Below are 18,902 nucleotides of genomic sequence, written 5' to 3' on the forward strand. Positions count from 1 at the left end.
TTTGCATTAAAATTCGAGATTAATATTTAGTCTTTAGGTTTTAATTTTATAAAAATATTTTTCACTCGAAAGTGCAATAAATTATCGCTAAAATTTAAAAAACGTTTTCCAATTCATCAGAAAAATGCAGTTTGAAATAATCTTGAATTCTTGAACTAATTTCTTTTTCCGTTTTTAAATGCAGGCATTCTTCGGCTAATTGTTTTGCCTCGGAAAAATTTATTGATCGAATTATTTTCTTTATATGCGGAATAGCAGATGCGGAAACACTAAGCGAATCCAATCCCATTCCGACCAACAAAGGTGTAGCCATAACATCCGCGGCCATTTCTCCGCACATACTTACTTTCGCGGATTTCAATTTACTTGCATGAATTATTTTATATAATACTCGAATAACAGCTGGATGAAATTCCTGATATAATGAAGAGACTATTTCATTTCCTCGGTCAACGGCTAATAAATACTGGATAAGATCATTTGTGCCAATACTGATAAAATCAACTTCTGCTGCAAATTCTTCTGCCATAACCGCCGCGGAAGGTACCTCCACCATTATTCCGATTTTTATTTTTTTGTCAAATTCCTTCCCTTCAGCTTTCAATTCACTTTTGCATACTTCCAATATTTCTTTGGTTCTTCTTATCTCCTGAATCGAAGTTATCATAGGAAACATAAGTTTTATATTTTTATGCGCGCTTGCTCTTAACACCGCTCTAACTTGAGTCTTAAGCAGATTTTCATTATCTAATAAAAACCTAATTCCCCGCCATCCTAAAAAGGGATTGGGTTCTTTTATATCAACCGGCAATACTTTATCACCGCCAATATCAAATGCACGAATTATTACAATATTCGGATAAATTTTTTCCGAAAGGTCTTTATAAACTTTGTATTGTTTGTTTTCATCCGGAAATTCATCAGCAAGATTAAAAATCTGCTCGGTTCTTACCAAACCAATTCCTTCGGCGCCATTTCTAAATATATATTCAAATTCTTCAACTAAATCTAAATTTGCACGAAGTATTATTTTTTTGCCGTCTTTAGTTATTGCGGGTTTACCGACTAATTTTGCCAACGTTGAATCAAACTCGGCTAAACGTTTTGATTTTTCTTTATAGTAATTTAACTGTTCATCCGTAGGAGATATAATAACTTCTCCATGAACGCCATCAATTATTATCGTATCTCCATTATTGATTTTTTTTGTTACATCATGAATACCAAGAACAGCCGGAATATTCAACGACCTTGCAACAATTGCGGCATGGCTTGTTAAACCTCCAATGTTTGTAACATATCCCTTAACATTTTCTCTTGAAAATAAAACAGTATCAGCGGGAGTAATGCTATTTGTAACAACGATAACATCTTTTTCAATTCTTGAAATCCATTTTTTCTTTTTAATATTTCTGATTATTCTATTTTTTATATCTTCAATGTCATGAGATCTTTCTTTCATATAGGATTCTTCGCTGAGAGCAAGAATTTTTTGGTATTTGGAGAATTCAGCATCGACAACAAATTCCGGTGATTTTTTTTCATTTTGAATTCTATCTTTAATATTTTGAATAAGAACAGGATCATCTAAAATCATCATTTGGGCTTCAAAAATTCCCGCACGATTTTCGCCCATTTTATCAACAGCAAGAGTGAAAATTTTATTTAGTTCTTTTTTTGATTTGCTGAGTGACTTCTCAAAATTTTCAATTGCCTCAGCGGTATTGGATATTACCTCATCATCAATTTTCTCAATTTCTTTAGTGTAGATAAACGCGGTTGCTATTGATATGCCCGGAGCAGCAGCAATACCTTTAAGAATATTTTCATTCATAGTTCATCAAATCCTCTATTAAAGTAATCAACTATTGCCTCGGAAGCTTCATTTTCATCTTCACCTTCAAATGACAAATTTAAGAACGAGCCTTTTTCTGCGGCTAAAGTCATAACACCAATTATGCTTTTCCCATTTATGTTCATTCCATCTTTATGTATGAAAAATTCACTTTTAAATTTGGAGGCTATTTTAACTATTGTTGCCGCTGGACGAGTGTGCAAACCGGCATCATTTATAATTTCTACTTTTTTTTCAATCATTATTTTTTTCTAACTGTAAGTGAGTTTGCTAACCATTTCAAGGTAATTTTTGCTTTTTCATTCTTTAAATTTTTCAACTGCTTCAAGGCAAGTGAAGTATATTTTTCACTTCATCCGAAGCATCTTTAATAATTCCCAAGTCTTCATACAATTTTTTATATGTTATAACTTCTTCTGCTTGAATTCCTTTCTGATCAATTACTTTTTGAACTAATTTTAAGTTTTCACCTTTAGCTTTTTCAAGTGCTTTCAAAAGCAGATAGGTTTTTTTCCCTTCAATCAAATCACCGCCAATCTTTTTGCCGAATTCGGCTTCGTCGGCAGAAATATCCAAAAGATCATCCTGTATTTGAAATGCCAATCCAAGAAATTTTCCGAATTTTTTAAGAGATTTGATTTCGTTACTATTTCCTCCGCCGAGTTTTGCTCCAATTGAGCAGCAGGTTTCAGCTAGCGCGGCAGTTTTTTTATTAATCATTATTAAATATTCATCAATCGAAACTTTTTTTCTTATTTCAAAATCTTTATCCAAACTTTGCCCTTCACACACTTCAATTAATCCCTGTGTAAAATCTTCAACAGCACTTGTACCAATATTTTTACAGTCCTTAAGAAGTGACTGATAAGCAATTGCCATTAAATTATCTCCGGCAAGTATTGCGGTGTTTACGTCATACTTTATATGTAAAGTCGCTCTTCCTCTTCTCTTATCTGCATTATCCATAATATCATCATGGACGAGTGTAAAGTTGTGAAAAAGTTCAACCGCAATAGCCGCGTTTAAAACGGATTTATTTGAATTTACCGCTTTTGCAGAAAGCATAACAAGAAATGGTCTAAGTCTTTTTCCCCCGCTATTTATTATATAATCACAAGGTTCATATAAAGATTTAGGAAATTTGCCTTCTACTACTTTATAGTATTTTTTCTCGAATTTTTGAATTTCATCGATATAATATTTTTGTGGATTGAATATCATAGTATATTTCGTTCAAGTTATTTACCAGATTAAATATATAAATATTTATTGTAATTTACTTTACTGAAACCTTACTAAATCTAAATTTATTAAATTTTTTCACGCAATAATTAAAATCCGCTAATCAAAATTTTTAAAACAACTTTATTTTTAGTTAATTTAATCCAAATCAAAAAGTATATTTTAGGTGAAATGTGAAAAAACCACAATTAAGTTTCTGGCAAATATGGAATATGAGCTTTGGGTTTTTAGGAATCCAATTTGGGTTTGCGCTGCAAAACGCAAATGTGAGTAGAATTTTTGAAACGCTTGGAGCAAATATTGATGAAATTCCAATTCTTTGGATTGCTGCACCTGTAACCGGATTAATCATACAACCAATTATCGGTCACATGAGTGATCATACTTGGGGTAAACTCGGAAGAAGACGTCCATATTTTTTAGCCGGTGCAATTTTAGCATCTTTAGCATTATTAATAATGCCAAATTCACCTTATCTATGGTTTGCCGCCGGAATGTTGTGGATTATGGATGCATCAATAAATATTTCCATGGAACCTTTCAGAGCATTTGTAGGAGATATGCTGCCATCAGAACAAAGGACAACCGGATTTTCAATGCAGAGTTTTTTTATTGGAACAGGTGCCATTGTAGCTTCCGCGCTACCTTATATTATGAGCAACTGGCTTGGAATTTCAAATATGGCTAAAGAAGGTGATATTCCCGATTCAGTAAAATTTTCATTCTATATTGGCGGAACAATTTTCTTTTTATCCGTTTTATGGACAGTTCTAAAATCGAAAGAATATTCACCTGAAGAACTTAAATTATTTTCTGATGATGCCGAAACAAAAAATATTAATACATTAAATAAATCCATTGAAAAAAATCTATCTTCTTTATTCTTAAAGTATGGCTTCATCTGGTCTGGAATAGGAGCTGTTTTATTATTCATTTTCTCCGAATTTATTTATATCGATCTCGGTTTATATGTATTGTTTGGTGGTGTAATTGTATTCGGATTACTTCAAATTGTATCGGCAAAAATAGCTGAAACTTCACAAAGTTCAGGATTAGTTTCAATTATAAGTGATTTGTACAATATGCCGAAAACAATGAGGCAATTATCTTATGTTCAATTTTTTTCTTGGTTTGCTCTTTTTGCAATGTGGATATATACAACTCCCGCGGTTACACGCCATATTTTCGGTGCCGAAGATGCTTCATCGGAACTTTATAATAAGGGAGCTGATTGGGTTGGCGTTCTTATGGCTGTTTATAACGGATTTGCCGCGGTTATGGCATTCGCAATAATGTGGATGGCTAAAAAGACATCCAGAAAAATGGTTCACATGATTAGTTTGATTATTGGCGGATTAAGTTTGTCGTCATTTTATATAATTAAAGATCCAAATTTACTCCTGTTATCTGAACTTGGCATCGGCTTGGCTTGGGCTTCAATTTTAGCGATGCCTTATGCAATATTAACCGGTTCTTTGCCCGCGGAAAAAATGGGAGTTTATATGGGAATTTTTAATTTCTTTATTGTTATTCCACAAATTACCGCGGCGGCAATTTTAGGATTTTTTGTAAAATCTCTTTTTGATAATCACGCGATTTATGCTTTAATTCTTGGCGGAATTTCTATGATAATTGCCGGATTTCTCGTGCTTTTAGTTGATGATAAAGATTAAACTTTTAAAAAATATAATTTGAAGCAATATTATTTAACAATATTCTTTTACAAAAAATTGCAGACACCGGATACAGTTATTATTCCTAATTATCTCAAGTGCATGTTTTGGAAATGTAATAATTATTGTCAATTAGAATTTGAAATCTGATATTATAAACTGAACATCATTTGGAAATTGTAATTCTTTTTATTATGAAATATTAAATAAACAAAAAAAGGCTTAACATATTATTAAGCCTTTTTATAATTCATTATTTAGCGATTCCTACCGCAAGTTCCCAATCAAAATATGCTTCAAGATATTCATAAATTGCAGCAAAATAATTTAACTGGGCTTGGTCATATCCAACGCTCGCGTCTTTTAATTCCAATTGAGTCGCCAGTCCATTCTCTGAACTAATTTTCGCAATATCGAAAGCTTTCTTAGCAATTTTAAATGTTGTTTCGGCTGAAAGAATTCTATTCTCAGCTTCTTTTAATTTTAAATCCAAATTTTTTATTTGGATATAAATTTCATTTTCTGTCTTTGATAGTTTTAAGTCTGACTGCTCAGCTTCAATTTTTGCTTTTTGAACTTTAGCACTCGTATTCCATCCCGTAAAAATTGGAATATTTAAAGTTAAACCCGCTATTATATAATTATTTTCTCTTTCAAACTTGAAATAATCTGATTGTGATGAATATTGATATGCAAGACTCGCATACAATGAAGGTAAATGTCCGGAAAACTCAACGTCAACATTTGTTTCACGCAAATTCTTTTCCCATAAAAGTGCATTGTAATCTGGTCTTTTTGCAAGCACTTCATTAAGTTCCATCATTTGCGGTTTCTCATCAATTTTTTCTAATTCACCCGCGATTTCAAAATTTTCTTGCGGTTTTAATCCTGCCAAAAGTTTTAGACTATTTAATGCCAAGTTATAATTTCGTTCCGACTGTGAAACCAAAGGAAGATAATTTTGATATCTTACTTCTGCTTGAAGTAATTCAAATTCCGAAGCTAATCCTGAGTCAAACTTCTTTTTCATATTCGAATAATTTTCTTCGGCATTTTTTGATGCTTCATTATTTACATCCAATACTTTTTTAAGCAGTAAAGTTTGATAAAAGGCTTTTTTGCTTCCGTTAATAATTCCCTGCTGAGTTGCGTCAAAAATATAATCTGTCAATTTCTGATATTGCTCAGCTGCTTTAATTGCATTAAACACAGAAAAATTGAAAACCTGCTGAGAAATTACTGCTTGAGCGCTGAATTCATTTTTATAATTAATTTTAAATTTCTGCGGTGCACCGGTTGATTCACCCATAAGAGAACCGAAATCAACAAACAAAAACGCGTCTTTCAAATTTCTATTATATCCTGCTTTTGCCGAAATTTGAGGATATGCGTTAGATCGGGCTTGCGCGTCTTGCGTTTCCGCAATATCCAAATCTTTTAAGGCAATTTGAATATCTTTATTGTTTTTTTTAACTAATTCCAGAAATGAATTTATATCGTAAGTCTGGGAACTAATTTTTACTGAAAAAACCAAAATTAATAAAATCACTAATTTACTTTTCATTATTTACCTCAATAACTTTCTTAACGCTTTTCTTTTCTCTATGTACCAATTCAAAAATAGCTGGAATTACATACATTGTTAATATTCCGGATACAAATAATCCGCCTGCGCTTACAACACCAATCGGCTGTCTGAATTCTTTGCCTGCAGAACCAATTCCCAGAGCCATTGGAGCCATGCCAAGAATAATAGCAATCGTTGACATTAAAATAGGTTTTAATTTAGTAGGTGCAGCTTCAAGCAATGCTTCTTTTACAGATTTACCCTGCTTAATTATAGAATTAGTATAATCCAATATTAAGATTGCATTGTTAACAACAATGCCTATCAGCATTACGATTGAAAGCATTGCCATAACACTGAAGTTAATTCCTGTAATATACATTGCCGCAAATACTCCTATTAAAGCTAATGGAATTGTTCCCAAAATCATTAACGGCTGACTTATACTTTCAAGTATTGCTGCCAAAAGCATAAACGTTAGAATAAATGCTAGCATGAATGCAAAACCCATATCCAACATTGCCTGACCCATCATTTCAGCCGCACCAGACCATTTGACGGTATAACCGTTAGGCATTTTTGTATTCTCAATTTCAGCTTTTATTGAATTTGTTATATCACCTAATGCAAAGCCGGCGGCAACATCACCTGTAAATTGAATTGTTTTAGCTTTATCTCTGTGTAAAATTCTGCTATAGCCTTCTGTAAAATTCACTGCCGCTAATTGATTCATTTTAAATTTGCCTAATCTTGATACTACTGTTAAGTTTCCAATTTTCTCTGGAGAATCTACTGATTCATCTTTAAGCGTAACGCGGATATCATATTCTTCTCCGTTTTCGGAATATTTTGTTGTAGTTAATCCTTCCATACTTGCGCGTAATGTCATTGCTAAATCGTAAACTGTGAGTCCCGCGCTTGCTAATTTTTCTCTATCTGGGATTAACGTTATTTCCGGCTTGCCGGATCTTGAGCTGGTATTAAGATTAATTAAACCCGGGATGTTTTTTAATCTAACAAACAAATCTTGCTTTATTTCTTCAAGTTTTGAATTATCGAACCCTTTTAAGAAGAATGAGATTGGAGATTCACCGCTGCTGCCTGCCGATTGTACGGAGGTAATTCTAAATAATGCATTCGGAATTGTGGAAAGTTCCTGCATATAATTATTCACCATTTCTTTTGTAGAAATACTTCGTTGCTCAGCAGGTACCAATTCAATTTTCATTAAAGCAATATTTGTTCCCTGATCCAAATCGCTAATTTTTCCAATTTGAGTAAGTACATGTTTTACCTCTTTGTGTGATGTAATTCTTTTCTCAGTTTCGGTTAATAAATTAGCTGTTTCTTCAAGATTATATCCTTGTGGCAATTCAACTTGGACATTAATCATTCCTTCATCAAGCGAAGGCATAAACTCAAAACTTAGTTTAGATGCAATAAATAAACTGAAGAAAAATAAAACAATTGAAACAGCAATTGTTATCGCACTGTTTACTCTATTTTTAATTACAACCGCAAGCATTTTTTTATAAGTATTTTCCCAACTCTTGAACATTTTCTCCAGCCATTCACCAATTTTATGTTTCTTTGTATCTCTTTCCGGCAAAATTAATGCTGCGAGCATTGGCGTAAGCGTAAATGAAACAATTATTGAAAAAATTGTAGCATATGTTACAGTTAAAGCAAATTCTCTAAAAAATTGACCGATTAAACTCGACATATTCGCGATTGGAACAAACACTACAATATTTGTCATTGTTGATGCAATTACCGCAACAAATACCTCTGATGTTCCCTTTGCGGCGGCTTCTTTTCTGCTATGCCCTAAATCCTTGTGCCGGAAAATATTTTCAAGCACAACAATTGAGTTTGCAACTAAAGTACCAATTGACGTTGACAAACCCATAAGAGACATTACATTTATTGAAAAACCTGACAACTCCATTAGTAAAAAAGTGGAAATGATTGAAAACGGCATTGATAACGCGACGATAATGGTTGACCTAAGATCGTGCAAAAAGAATAAAAGTACTAAAGCGGTAAGCACAATGCCCATTGCAATATTTCCAAGTGTATCGTCAACAGAAGCTTGAATAAATTTAGATTTATCAGTAATTACTTCTAAATTTATTCCTTTCGGCAGCTCCTGCTTTAGCTGCGGAAGCAATTCATAAACTGATTTGGCAAGATCAACTGTATTTCCATCAGATGCTTTTATCAAAGATAGAAAAACAACATTTTCGTCTTTTTGTTTAGTTATGTTATTTATGTAAGTACTTCTAATTCTGACTTCTTTTCCATCGTCTTTTACGTTAGCAATTTTTCCTAATTCTTTTGGACCAAACAAGGTTTGAATTTGGAGCTTTTTCATTTCATCAATAGAATTAAATTTGCCTTTAACTCTGGAAGAATATTCTTGAGATTCTTTTTGAATTTGTCCGCCTGGTATATCAATATTTTCAGCAGTTAGCATTTGATTTAATTGGGGAAGTGAAATTACATTTTGATAAACTACCCTATTATCAAGTTCTACTCTAATTTCACGCTGCTGACCGCCGACTATATTTACGTTGCCTACTCCTTTAATTTGAGAGAATCTGTCTTTCAATTTTTTTTCTGCAATTTCATATAATTCAATCGGACTTTTATTTCCCGAGAGCACAATATCAATAACGGGCTGTGCGCCGAAATCAATTTTTTTAATTATAGGTTTTTTAATATCGGTCGGTAAATTGCTTAAAATACCGTCTATATTGTCTTTAACTTCTTGGTTTGCTATATCGATATTTTTATTCAACTCAAATTCAATAACTACAATAGAAGCGCCTTCCAAAGAATAAGAAGTAATTGATTTAATTTGACTTACTGATGAAACTGCATCCTCTATTTTCTTTGTTACTTGAGTTTCAATTTCCTGCGGACCAGCACCAGGGTAAACCGTTTGAACTGTTACATAAGGGATATCAACATCTGGCATTAAATCAAGTTTAAGATTGAAGTATGCAATAATACCGAATAGAATTGTGACCAATAAAAACATTGTCATCATTATTGGTCTATTTATAGATAAATCAGAAATTTTCATTATTTACTCCTAATCTATAATCTTTACTTTTGAATTATTATCTATAAATGATTGGCCTTCGGTAATGATTTTATCGCCTTCATTAATTCCCGAAAGTATTTCAACATTTACATCGCTTGATTTACCCAATTCAACTTTCTTCATTACCGCTTTTTCATTTTGATAAACAAAAACATAAAAATCATTACCTTTCTTTACCAAATCTTTTCTTTGAAGTGTAATTGATTCATAGCCAAGACTATTGCTAATAATTGTTATATCAGCTGTGACGCCTGCTTTAACCACCGCGTTGGGATTTTCAAATACAATATCAGCGTTAAATGATTGTGTAATTGGATCCATTGCCATATCTACTTGGGTAATAATTCCGTCTATTTTATGATTCTGCCATTCTGCTATTGCTTTTCCGCCTTTTTGAACATCATTAATTTCTTCTTCCGAAACCTGGATACTTGCTTTAATTTTTCTCAGATCGGCAACTGTAACAAGTACGGCTTCTTTTCTTACATCTTCAGTATTGGTAACAGAAACTTTTGTAACAAATCCGCTTATTGGCGAAAGAACATTTACCATTTTGCTTATGGTTTCCCAATTTGCTTTATTAACTTCATACTGAGTTTTTACATTATCCAAATTTTGTGCGGAAACTCCGCCGGCTTCAAAAAGAGTTTTGTATCTTTCATATGTGCTAAGTGAATTTTCGTAAGCGGCTTTTGACTGATAATATTGAGTACTTGGCGCATCTTCGGGAAAAGTAACGAGAACTTGGTCTTTTTTAACAAAATCACCAACTTTAACCAAAACTTTTTCAACTCGCCCTCCAATCATTGCGCTTGCCGAAGATTCTTCTATTCCCGAAAGTACTGCGTTATAAGTCAATTCTTTTTTAAAATTCGATTTTACGGCTACTTTTACTTTAACCGGAGTTCCTTCATCCTTATAAATCTGCTGCATATTTTTTGCTTCTTTTTTATCCGAAGCGCAACCGGAAAAAATATTTAGCGCAAGAATAAATCCCATAAACACGAAAATAAATTTTTTCATTTATACCTCTAATTTTTTATAGTTTTATTTTTAACTTGAATTCCGTTTAAAAGAACTTCAATTTGAAATTCGGCCATTTGCCTAATTGAAAGCTCCATTATTCCTTTGAACCATACCATTGATAAGCCCAAATGGAAAGTCATTATAATAATTGAAAGATTTTCTGCATCAATATCCTTTCTTATTTTTTTTTCTTTCTGTCCTCTTTTAATTATTTCCAAAATTTTATTTTTATGTGATTTCAAATCATTATGAAAACAGTTTCTCAAAATTTCATCATGCTGAATAATTGACGCAAATTCAATTTTAAAAAATAACTCTTCAACTTCTTTAAAATCTTCGTCATTTTCAAAATGATCATACACTCTTAAAAATCCATTCTTCAAAATTTTAATCGGATCTTTTTCTTCTTCTATGATATTATTAATTATTTTTTGAATTCTTTCACCATTGTTTTGATGAATTGCCAGCAGAATATCTCGTTTGTTAGCAAAGTAATGATAAATTGCACCGCGCGTTACATTTGCTTCCTTTGCAATATCTTCTAACCTTGTTGCGCTGAAGCCGTTTTTGATAAATACTTTTATCGCAACTTTTAGAATTTGATTTTTCGTTAACTCCGCTTCTTCTTTAGTTTTTTTCATGATTTTAATTTTTTTTGATATGTAAATTTACATACATACATGTATGTTTGTCAATATTATTTTTTTTGTTCATTTGATTAAATCAGTTTTTTTTCGAAAATATTTTACTTTTGATAATAAATTTCTTCTATTTACTTAAAAAAAAAGGTTCATATTGAAACTAATATTAACAGCATTATTCTTCATCATAAATTATTCTTTTTTTGCGCAGGGTAATGTTAGTCTAAATGCGCTAAACGGCATTGTAATTGATTCACAAACAAATGAGCCCCTTCCCTTTGCAAATATTGCTGTGTTAAATTCTACAATAGGAACAACCACAAATGAAAAAGGATTTTTTTCACTTGCATTGAAAGATGAAAACTCGACTTTTATTATTAGTTATGTGGGTTATAATTCGCTTACAGTATTTTCTGAAAATTTTAATAAAACCACTTTAAATATTTTTACGTTAACTCCCAAAAATATTAATCTGCAGGAAGTTACAATTTTTGCGAATAATTTAAGTACAGAAGAACTAACTCAACTAAGCAATATATCAATGCAGTCGGAAATAATTAGAGAAATTTCTTCCGGAATGCCCGATATACTTCGTTCAGTTCAATCGCTACCCGGTGTTGTTGTTAACAACGAATTTAAAGCCGATTTTAATGTAAGAGGCGGAAACCAGGATGAAAATTTGGTATTAGTAAATGGGACACAAGTCTATGAACCTTATCATATAAAAGAAGCCGAAAATGCGAGTGTTGGAGTTTTTAACGTTGACCTTATGAAAAAAGTTGACATAATAACCGGCGGATTTCCCGCAAAATACGGTGACAAAATGAGTTCCGTACTTAACATTGAGTACAGAGAAGGCAGTAAAGAAAAATATTCCGGCGCCGCCTCTTTAAGTTTAGCATATGTTGACGGATATTTTGAAGGACCAATTTCCGAAAAAAGTTCATTCATATTTGGTTTTAGAAAAAGTTACCTTGAATATATTCTTTCAATGATTGATTATGAGGAAATAAAAACCGTTAAACCTTCATTTTATGATATTCAGGGTGTACTTTCTTATCAGATTTCACCAAAAAGTAAATTGCTATTTGAATTTATTCATGCGGGAGATGATTTTACTTACAATCCCGAAAGAATATACTCATCAAAAATTGAGTCAGAGAAAAACAACGCGGATTATTTAAGTTCATTGCTTGATGTAAAAAGTAAGAATATACTTTCTTCAAAAATGCTTCTGAATTTTGAAATATCTTATTACAGTCAGCTCGACGATGAAAATAGATTATTTAATAGATTTGAAGATATAAACAATAATAGGTATGATAGTATACAGACAATAAGAAATACATTTGATAAGCTCAAAATCAATACATTTGAAATTAAAACTGATTTATCAAACCAAGTTAATTCTATTTATGAAATTCAAAGCGGTATAAATTTTCAGAATATTTATTATAAACAAAATTCAGCAGACCTTTGGACATATATTGCAAAATTCAAAAATGTTAGTAATTCAAAATATGATACTTTACAAAGAAATGGTGATTTTGGATTAAAAGAACCGATAGACGCAAATTCATTTAAACTTTCGGGATACATAGAGAATATTTTATCATTAACAAATTCAATTACATTGAATATTGGTGGAAGAGTTGACTATTTTGATATTAATAAAGATTTGACTTTTAGTCCCAGAATAAATACAGCTTTTAAATTAAATGATGGCTCAGTATTAAAAGCAGCATGGGGATATTTTTATCAATCACCAATTTACGCGCAGCTCTCATCTTCGGCTTCATCTGACACAAATACTCAATCACAAAAATCAATACACTATATTTTAGGCTTTGAGAAACAGTTAAATATAAGTCCTAATTCTTACATGAAATTCAAATTGGAAACATACTACAAAGATTATAATAATTTAATTTCATCGCAATTTGGTGTATTTGAAAGATTGACTTATTCAAGAGAAAATGATGCAAAAGGAAACGCAAAAGGTTTTGATGTATACGCAATCTTAAATTCTAATTGGTTTTACGGCTGGTTAAGTTATGGTTATCTTGACGCGAAAGAAGATAAGTTTGATGATAATATTGGTGAATATCCAAGATATACAAATCAGACTCATACAATTTCAGTAGTTTCAAATTTTGATCTTGGTAATAGTTGGAGCATAAGTCTAAAAGGATATTACGGAAGCGGATTTCCGTATACGCCTAAAACCGCTGTTAAAGATGAAGCTACAGGAATTTGGGACTGGCATTCGGGAAAAACTCATTCTGCCAATTTACCTGCTTACAAAAGAGTTGATTTCAGGATGAGTAAAATTTTTAATTTCACCAGTTTCAAAATGAATGTGTTTTTAGATATCAGTAACACACTAAACTTTAAAAACGTACAGCGTTATGAATTCGGAAATCCCGGTTTAACAAAACCAGTTGCGGAAGAAATACTTCTTTGGCCGATTATTCCATCCATAGGAATTAGAGTAGAATTTTAGTTTACGGCACAATATTAACTTTAGTTGAACTCATTACGGGTAAATGATTTCTGTGTTCAACTACTACATAATATAAGCCTTCGTCAACAACAAATGCTAAAGGGCTAATTCCGTCTAAATCAACTACTGTTCCGTCAGTTTTTAAAAATCCTGCTCTTTGAGCAATTGTCGAAGCTTCAGAAGTATTTGATCTTAAAGAGACCAGAACCCAATCAACTATATTTGAAGGTAAGCTATTTACAAATTCAGTTCCGACAAAATTCCACGGCACCATGTTAAAAGGCTGTGCGTGAGGTATTTCATTGCTAGAAGCTAAATATGAGTTCATTAAATTATTTCCACCAAATGTATCTTGTAAAAATATTTTAATTTTTAATTTCGGCAGAATATTTTTTATTCCATTAAACCAAATAGGCGACATCTTTTGGTATCCTATTGCGTTTGGATGTATCCCATCTGATAGATCTTGAGGATATTCCAATGCCGATTCCATATTAACAACAAATAAATTTTTATTATACTCATCTCTATTCTTCAACATAATTTCCAAAGCTATATTAAAGTCATGAGTAGCATTTGTTTCATTCAATAAAGTTGTGTTAGGATCATCTGTCCGATTTATAATTTTTGCAACAATAACAATTATGTTGGGATTAAAATCATAAATTAAATCCAAGTTACTGCTCACATCAGAAACAGTAGTATTTGAAACGTTTGTATCGTTGCTATATTTAAAATCATTTATATCGTTTGTACCAATATGGAATAATATTATATCTGGAGAATTAGCTTCTAAATACTCTATCAAATGACTATATAAATCATATTTTATATTACCGGAAAAATGTTTAGCGGAAAAACTTCCATGTCCCTCGTGCTGAGAATCATCAAATGTACCATGTGTTAAACTACCAATAAAATCAAAATTTAATCCATTAGTTTCCAGCATTGATTTGAGTTCTTTTCTATATCCATCGTTATTTGTACTACCGGAAATATATCCTCTTGTAATAGAATCACCTAACGGCATAATTGACTTATAATTGGTAGAGCCTACTTTATCAATCTTCGCAACATTTTTTGTCATATTGGGCAATTGATTTGATTTTATTGAAATATAAAATGGTATTGTAGAATTTATTAAACTATCATTGGAATCAATAATTATAATTTTAATTAATTCCGGCAATTTATCTGTCGGTTTCCAAATAAATTCATTTTTGTCAGCACTGAAATTCTTAACAATAATTGTTTTATTTAAATCAATATCTTGAAAAAAAATGTTTACTTTCTCAAGATTATTAAACTCCCATTGAATATTTATTTCTTGTCCACTTCCAAATTCCTCTGTTCCTTTTGGTGAGGTTATATTAATGTATTTTTGTTTTGATTGCGCATGAGAAATAATGCAATTAAACCAAATTATGAAAAATAAGTACCGCCACAATTTAATTGATTTCATGAGTTAATTTATATTTGATAATATTTAGACAAAATATCTAATTATCAATTCAAATACATTGAGGTTTATCACAAATGAAAATATAATTTGTAAAGAAATCTAAAATTTCTTCCTGCTTCGGGTAGAATTGATTTAACTCTTGAGAGGTGATTTCTGTATTCTTGATTAAAGATATTATCCGCGTTTAATGATAAATTATGAACAAACTTTTCAGTAGTAAATGAATATTGAAAAAAGAAATTTTGAATAAAATATCCCATTGTAGGTTCTTCAAATTCATCAACTTTATCTTGTTTTAATGCCCATTCATTGAGCAAACCCAAACTCCAATCATGCATTTTATATGTTATTTCAAGCAGTCCTTTCATTGGCGGAATTTGAGGCAAATATCCCTCATTTTTAATTTTTCCGTTAGTATAACTAATTGTATTAGATAATTTTAAGCAATCACAAATATTCCAATCAATTCTATTTTCAAATCCCCATAGTTCTGCTTCTACTCCAGTAGTTTGATAAATTGGAAGGAAAGTTGCATAATTAATTTCGCCGGAATTTCTTGGAATTATGTAATTATTCAAACTATTTCTGAAAAAAGTAAGATTAAAATATAAATTCTCAAAATTGTGATAAATGAAAATTTCTGAGCCAAATCCGCTTTCATCCATTAAATCCGGATTTCCAACTTCGTAAGAGTAAGCAGCCAAATGCGGACCTTGAGAAAACAGTTCTTCTATAGTTGGAGTTCTTGACGATTTGCTTAAATTTGTTCCAACGTAAACAATATTGGAAATTTCGTATAAAAATGAAAATGACAAAGAATAAGTGTTAAAAATTCTTTCTCTAATATTTCCTATTTTTGAATTTGAATTTTCCTTTTGAGGAGTAATTTTATTGAATTCATATCTTCCGCCTAATTCTAATTTTATTCTGTTCAAGTCAATATACTCAAAATAATAAGTCGACAAATTTGTTGAAGTTGAAGGAGGTGTAAATACAAATCCTCCAATATTGAAATCTTCATATTCAAATTCAGTTCCTAAAATTCCATTAGAAATTACGCCGTAATTTTTATGTTTAATTTCTGCTTTACCTAAATAATTGTTTAATTCAAATTCCGAACCAATAGTGCCGCTTGCTTCAAATTCTTTATGACGATAATAAATTTTGCTAATGCTAATTTCCAAATCATTAATAAAATCATTGCTAAAATTAATTTTACTTAAAAAATTTATTTGATTCTTTGAGATGTCAATATTAACACCTTTAGGATGTGCACCTATGAAACCGCCGGGAACTCCATAGTCCAATTCAAAATCTCTGAAAGATAGGCCCATAATGCCAAAATTGGTGAAGTAACTTCCGGCAAAGCTGTAAACTAAATTTTCCGAATCAGAATTAATTAATTTTCCTACAGGAGTATTAAGATCTTCAGTTTTCCTTTTACTAACTTCACCTCTTAAAGCGAAATCTGAAATTGGATATTCCAACATCGCGGAACCTAAATAGCCATTATTTACAGTCTCAGAATATCCTCCAATTGAGCCAATTAAATCATCATGCAATGTTGTTGGAATTTCATTTCTAATTGTGTTTACTACGCCGCCGATTGTTGTTGATGTCTGTGTTAAAACTTTTGGTCCACGCAAGACTTCAATTCTATCTACAGAAAAAGGATCAATTGTAACAGCATGATCCGGTGATGTAGCTGAAAGGTCAACAGTTTTAATTCCATCTTCGCTAATAACAACACGATTTGATCCTAACCCTCTAATTACAGGTCTTGATGGAGCTGGTCCCATTGATCGCATTGAGAGACCAGCTTCATTTTTTAAAGTTGATGCTAATGTTAACCCCATTTGCCTCTGGAGATTTTTACCTTTTAAAACATTCATAATCTCATTTAAATCATCAAATGTTGAATAAGATTTATAATCCGAAATAACTACGGGATCGAGTTGAATTGTTTTAGGAATAAGATAGAATGCAATTCTATTATTTACTTTTTCATTAATTAAAATTTGGGAAACATTTTCCTCATAACTTATATGATTAACAGCAAAAGTATAATTACCATAATTTAATATGGGGATTTCAACTTCACCTGAATCATTGCAAGTATAGGTTTTTTCTAACTCAACTATCTTAACAGTTGCGTGATGAACCCTAAAATTTGTTTCTGAATCAATTACGATAACCTGAATGCTCTTAGTTTCTGCACAACTATAAGATCGAAAAATGAATATTAAAAAAAATGCGAACAGTTCAATTATAATCTTCATTTTATTCTACCAATAGTGGAATTTCGCCTGAGCGGTAATCATTATGATCCTCATGAACAATAAATAATTGTACAGTTGTAATCCCCTTTTTTTTTCCATTTAAATGGAATTCAAATCCGCCTTCTTCTCCAGGATGCTGCCACCAAGTAACTAAATTTGAATCTCCGATTTCATAATTTAAACGAGTATGCTCATTTTGGGGTGGATCCACTATATTTTCGTTGTCGATATAAAATTTAACGGTATAATGGTCGGATAATTTGCCACTAATTACTTTTAATGTATCGTTTGTTATACCGCGTAAAATTGAAACGACTTCTGCGCCTGTTGCATCGTAAATTATTGTTCCAATCGCTTCAAAGTGATCTTCTTGATTTGAAATTGGATCGTCTGTACACGAATAAACCGATATTAATAATAAAATAAATAGAAATGCTCTATAAAGAATATTAGTTTTCATAAATTCTCCTTAATAGTTTAATATTATTAAAATTAAATTAAACTATGAAAATGGAGGCGCTCTAAGGTGTGAACAATGAAGTAAGTGATTGGAATTGAAAAAATTATAATAAGATGGTGTTTCATCCGTAATAATTAAATTTGTATTTGAAAATTCAAATGAATAAAAAACAATAATTGAATTACTAAATGTTTGAATTGTACAATTAAATGAAGAATCTAAAAATGGATCTATTATATATTGTTGTTCAGTTCCATATGCTAAAGGAGAGTTTAATTCAATATTAATTTTGTGAGAATGGAAAAATGATAGATTTAAAAAAGTAAGAAAGATTCCCAGAAAAAGAATTGATGATTTTTTATTTAAATGAGTAATTGTCATTTTAAAACATAACTTTTTTGAAATAATTAAACAATGTAGTTATTTTTATTTTTTTTAAAATAAATTGAATTATTTGAGGATTAGATGAAGGAAAACCAAAAAGCGTTTCAAGAATTTTATAGTGATGAATTCAGCCATTGCTACGGCTGCGGTACTCAAAATAAGTTTGGATATCAATTAAAAACTTATTGGGATGGCGAAGAAACAGTTAGCAGTTTTACTCCAAAACCTGAGCACACTGCCCTTCCTGGTTTTGTTTATGGCGGGCTAATTGCTTCATTAATTGACTGTCATTCAACCGGAAGCGGTTCGGCTGCATTATTCAAAAATCAAAATGGAGATTCAAAATATTACCCGAGATGCGTTACTGCATCTTTAAAAGTCGATTACCTTAAACCAACTCCAATTGATTGTACATTAGAATTAAGAGGAAAAATAAAAGAAGTAAAAGGAAGAAAGGTAATTATTGAAACAGATCTTTTTGCTAAATCTGTAATCTGCGCAAAGGGTGAGGCCGTTGTTGTTCAAGTACCGGATAATTGGAAAGCTGAATAAAATTCAATTACTTTCAATATTAATAGAGAACAAAATGAAAGACTAAGTTATACCATTTGAAAAGATCATCAATATAACTTTATGATATGAATTGAAAAAGTAATTTTAGATAAAGTTCTGCAAAATTATGTTGAGTTTAAAATTGAAAC

13 protein-coding genes are annotated in these 18,902 nt (G+C 31.2%); 3 read left to right on the forward strand and 10 right to left on the reverse strand.

Translation table 11 applies throughout. From position 1 onward, the window contains the following. Positions 1–94 precede the first annotated feature (94 nt). The 3 genes from ptsP to IPK06_05880 form a co-directional block, all read right to left on the reverse strand. The gene (ptsP, locus tag IPK06_05870; GenBank protein ID MBK7979520.1) at positions 95–1,834 is read right to left on the reverse strand and encodes a phosphoenolpyruvate--protein phosphotransferase; all 1,740 of its coding nucleotides are present in this window, start codon (positions 1,832–1,834) and stop codon (positions 95–97) included. Further along, the gene (locus IPK06_05875; protein ID MBK7979521.1) at positions 1,831–2,097 is read right to left on the reverse strand and encodes an HPr family phosphocarrier protein; all 267 of its coding nucleotides are present in this window, start codon (positions 2,095–2,097) and stop codon (positions 1,831–1,833) included. The genes ptsP and IPK06_05875 overlap by 4 nt, the downstream gene beginning before the upstream one ends. A gap of 82 nt (positions 2,098–2,179) precedes the next feature. Next, positions 2,180–3,076 (reverse strand): polyprenyl synthetase family protein, encoded by an 897-nt coding sequence (locus IPK06_05880; GenBank protein MBK7979522.1) that lies wholly within the window; start codon positions 3,074–3,076, stop codon positions 2,180–2,182. 194 nt (positions 3,077–3,270) lie between these two features. Between IPK06_05880 and IPK06_05885 the strand changes: the two genes are divergently transcribed. Then, complete coding sequence (locus tag IPK06_05885) at positions 3,271–4,770, forward strand: MFS transporter (GenBank protein ID MBK7979523.1); 1,500 nt, start codon at positions 3,271–3,273, stop codon at positions 4,768–4,770. 253 nt (positions 4,771–5,023) lie between these two features. On the opposite strand, the gene IPK06_05890 is transcribed toward IPK06_05885, so the two are convergent. The 4 genes from IPK06_05890 to IPK06_05905 are packed head-to-tail and all read right to left on the reverse strand — an operon-like array spanning position 5,024 to position 11,113. Next, complete coding sequence (locus IPK06_05890) at positions 5,024–6,334, reverse strand: TolC family protein (GenBank protein MBK7979524.1); 1,311 nt, start codon at positions 6,332–6,334, stop codon at positions 5,024–5,026. Further along, positions 6,324–9,425: an efflux RND transporter permease subunit gene (locus tag IPK06_05895; protein MBK7979525.1), complete on the reverse strand. Its 3,102-nt coding sequence runs from the start codon at positions 9,423–9,425 to the stop codon at positions 6,324–6,326. Before IPK06_05895 ends, IPK06_05890 begins: the two co-directional genes overlap by 11 nt. Positions 9,426–9,434: 9 nt before the next feature. Next, the gene (locus IPK06_05900) at positions 9,435–10,469 is read right to left on the reverse strand and encodes an efflux RND transporter periplasmic adaptor subunit (protein ID MBK7979526.1); all 1,035 of its coding nucleotides are present in this window, start codon (positions 10,467–10,469) and stop codon (positions 9,435–9,437) included. Positions 10,470–10,477: 8 nt separating this feature from the next. Further along, the gene (locus tag IPK06_05905; GenBank protein ID MBK7979527.1) at positions 10,478–11,113 is read right to left on the reverse strand and encodes a TetR/AcrR family transcriptional regulator; all 636 of its coding nucleotides are present in this window, start codon (positions 11,111–11,113) and stop codon (positions 10,478–10,480) included. Positions 11,114–11,267: 154 nt separating this feature from the next. Between IPK06_05905 and IPK06_05910 the strand changes: the two genes are divergently transcribed. Next, positions 11,268–13,616, forward strand: coding sequence for a TonB-dependent receptor (locus IPK06_05910; protein ID MBK7979528.1), 2,349 nt, complete (start codon positions 11,268–11,270; stop codon positions 13,614–13,616). Position 13,617: 1 nt separating this feature from the next. Here the strand turns inward: IPK06_05910 and IPK06_05915 are convergent, their stop codons facing one another. The 3 genes from IPK06_05915 to IPK06_05925 all read right to left on the reverse strand — a co-directional run bounded on the left by IPK06_05915 (position 13,618) and on the right by IPK06_05925 (position 17,817). Next, on the reverse strand, positions 13,618–15,078 hold the full coding sequence (locus tag IPK06_05915; protein MBK7979529.1) for a hypothetical protein: 1,461 nt from the start codon (positions 15,076–15,078) through the stop codon (positions 13,618–13,620). A 68-nt stretch (positions 15,079–15,146) separates the two neighbouring features. Continuing rightward, positions 15,147–17,357 carry a TonB-dependent receptor gene (locus IPK06_05920; GenBank protein MBK7979530.1) on the reverse strand — a complete coding sequence of 737 codons (2,211 nt, stop codon included), beginning with the start codon at positions 17,355–17,357 and terminating at the stop codon, positions 15,147–15,149. A 1-nt stretch (position 17,358) separates the two neighbouring features. Beyond that, complete coding sequence (locus IPK06_05925) at positions 17,359–17,817, reverse strand: hypothetical protein (GenBank protein ID MBK7979531.1); 459 nt, start codon at positions 17,815–17,817, stop codon at positions 17,359–17,361. Between the two features lie 465 nt (positions 17,818–18,282). Here IPK06_05925 and IPK06_05930 point away from each other — a divergent pair, with 465 nt between their 5' ends. After that, positions 18,283–18,753, forward strand: a complete 471-nt coding sequence (locus IPK06_05930; protein MBK7979532.1) for a PaaI family thioesterase — start codon at positions 18,283–18,285, stop codon at positions 18,751–18,753. The last annotated feature ends 149 nt before the right edge of the window (positions 18,754–18,902 follow it).

It is taken from the genome of Ignavibacteriota bacterium (assembly GCA_016713565.1).
Taxonomy (GTDB): Bacteria; Bacteroidota; Ignavibacteria; order Ignavibacteriales; family Melioribacteraceae.

Excerpts from the sequence above, each read along its gene's own strand:
- ptsP (MBK7979520.1), bottom strand. The coding sequence starts at position 1,834 with ATGAATGAAAATATTCTTAAAGGTATTGCTGCTGCTCCGGGCATATCA.
- IPK06_05875 (MBK7979521.1), bottom strand. The coding sequence starts at position 2,097 with ATGATTGAAAAAAAAGTAGAAATTATAAATGATGCCGGTTTGCACACT.
- IPK06_05880 (MBK7979522.1), bottom strand. The coding sequence starts at position 3,076 with ATGATATTCAATCCACAAAAATATTATATCGATGAAATTCAAAAATTC.
- IPK06_05890 (MBK7979524.1), bottom strand. The coding sequence starts at position 6,334 with ATGAAAAGTAAATTAGTGATTTTATTAATTTTGGTTTTTTCAGTAAAA.
- IPK06_05895 (MBK7979525.1), bottom strand. The coding sequence starts at position 9,425 with ATGAAAATTTCTGATTTATCTATAAATAGACCAATAATGATGACAATG.
- IPK06_05900 (MBK7979526.1), bottom strand. The coding sequence starts at position 10,469 with ATGAAAAAATTTATTTTCGTGTTTATGGGATTTATTCTTGCGCTAAAT.
- IPK06_05905 (MBK7979527.1), bottom strand. The coding sequence starts at position 11,113 with ATGAAAAAAACTAAAGAAGAAGCGGAGTTAACGAAAAATCAAATTCTA.
- IPK06_05915 (MBK7979529.1), bottom strand. The coding sequence starts at position 15,078 with ATGAAATCAATTAAATTGTGGCGGTACTTATTTTTCATAATTTGGTTT.
- IPK06_05920 (MBK7979530.1), bottom strand. The coding sequence starts at position 17,357 with ATGAAGATTATAATTGAACTGTTCGCATTTTTTTTAATATTCATTTTT.
- IPK06_05925 (MBK7979531.1), bottom strand. The coding sequence starts at position 17,817 with ATGAAAACTAATATTCTTTATAGAGCATTTCTATTTATTTTATTATTA.
- IPK06_05930 (MBK7979532.1), top strand. The coding sequence starts at position 18,283 with ATGAAGGAAAACCAAAAAGCGTTTCAAGAATTTTATAGTGATGAATTC.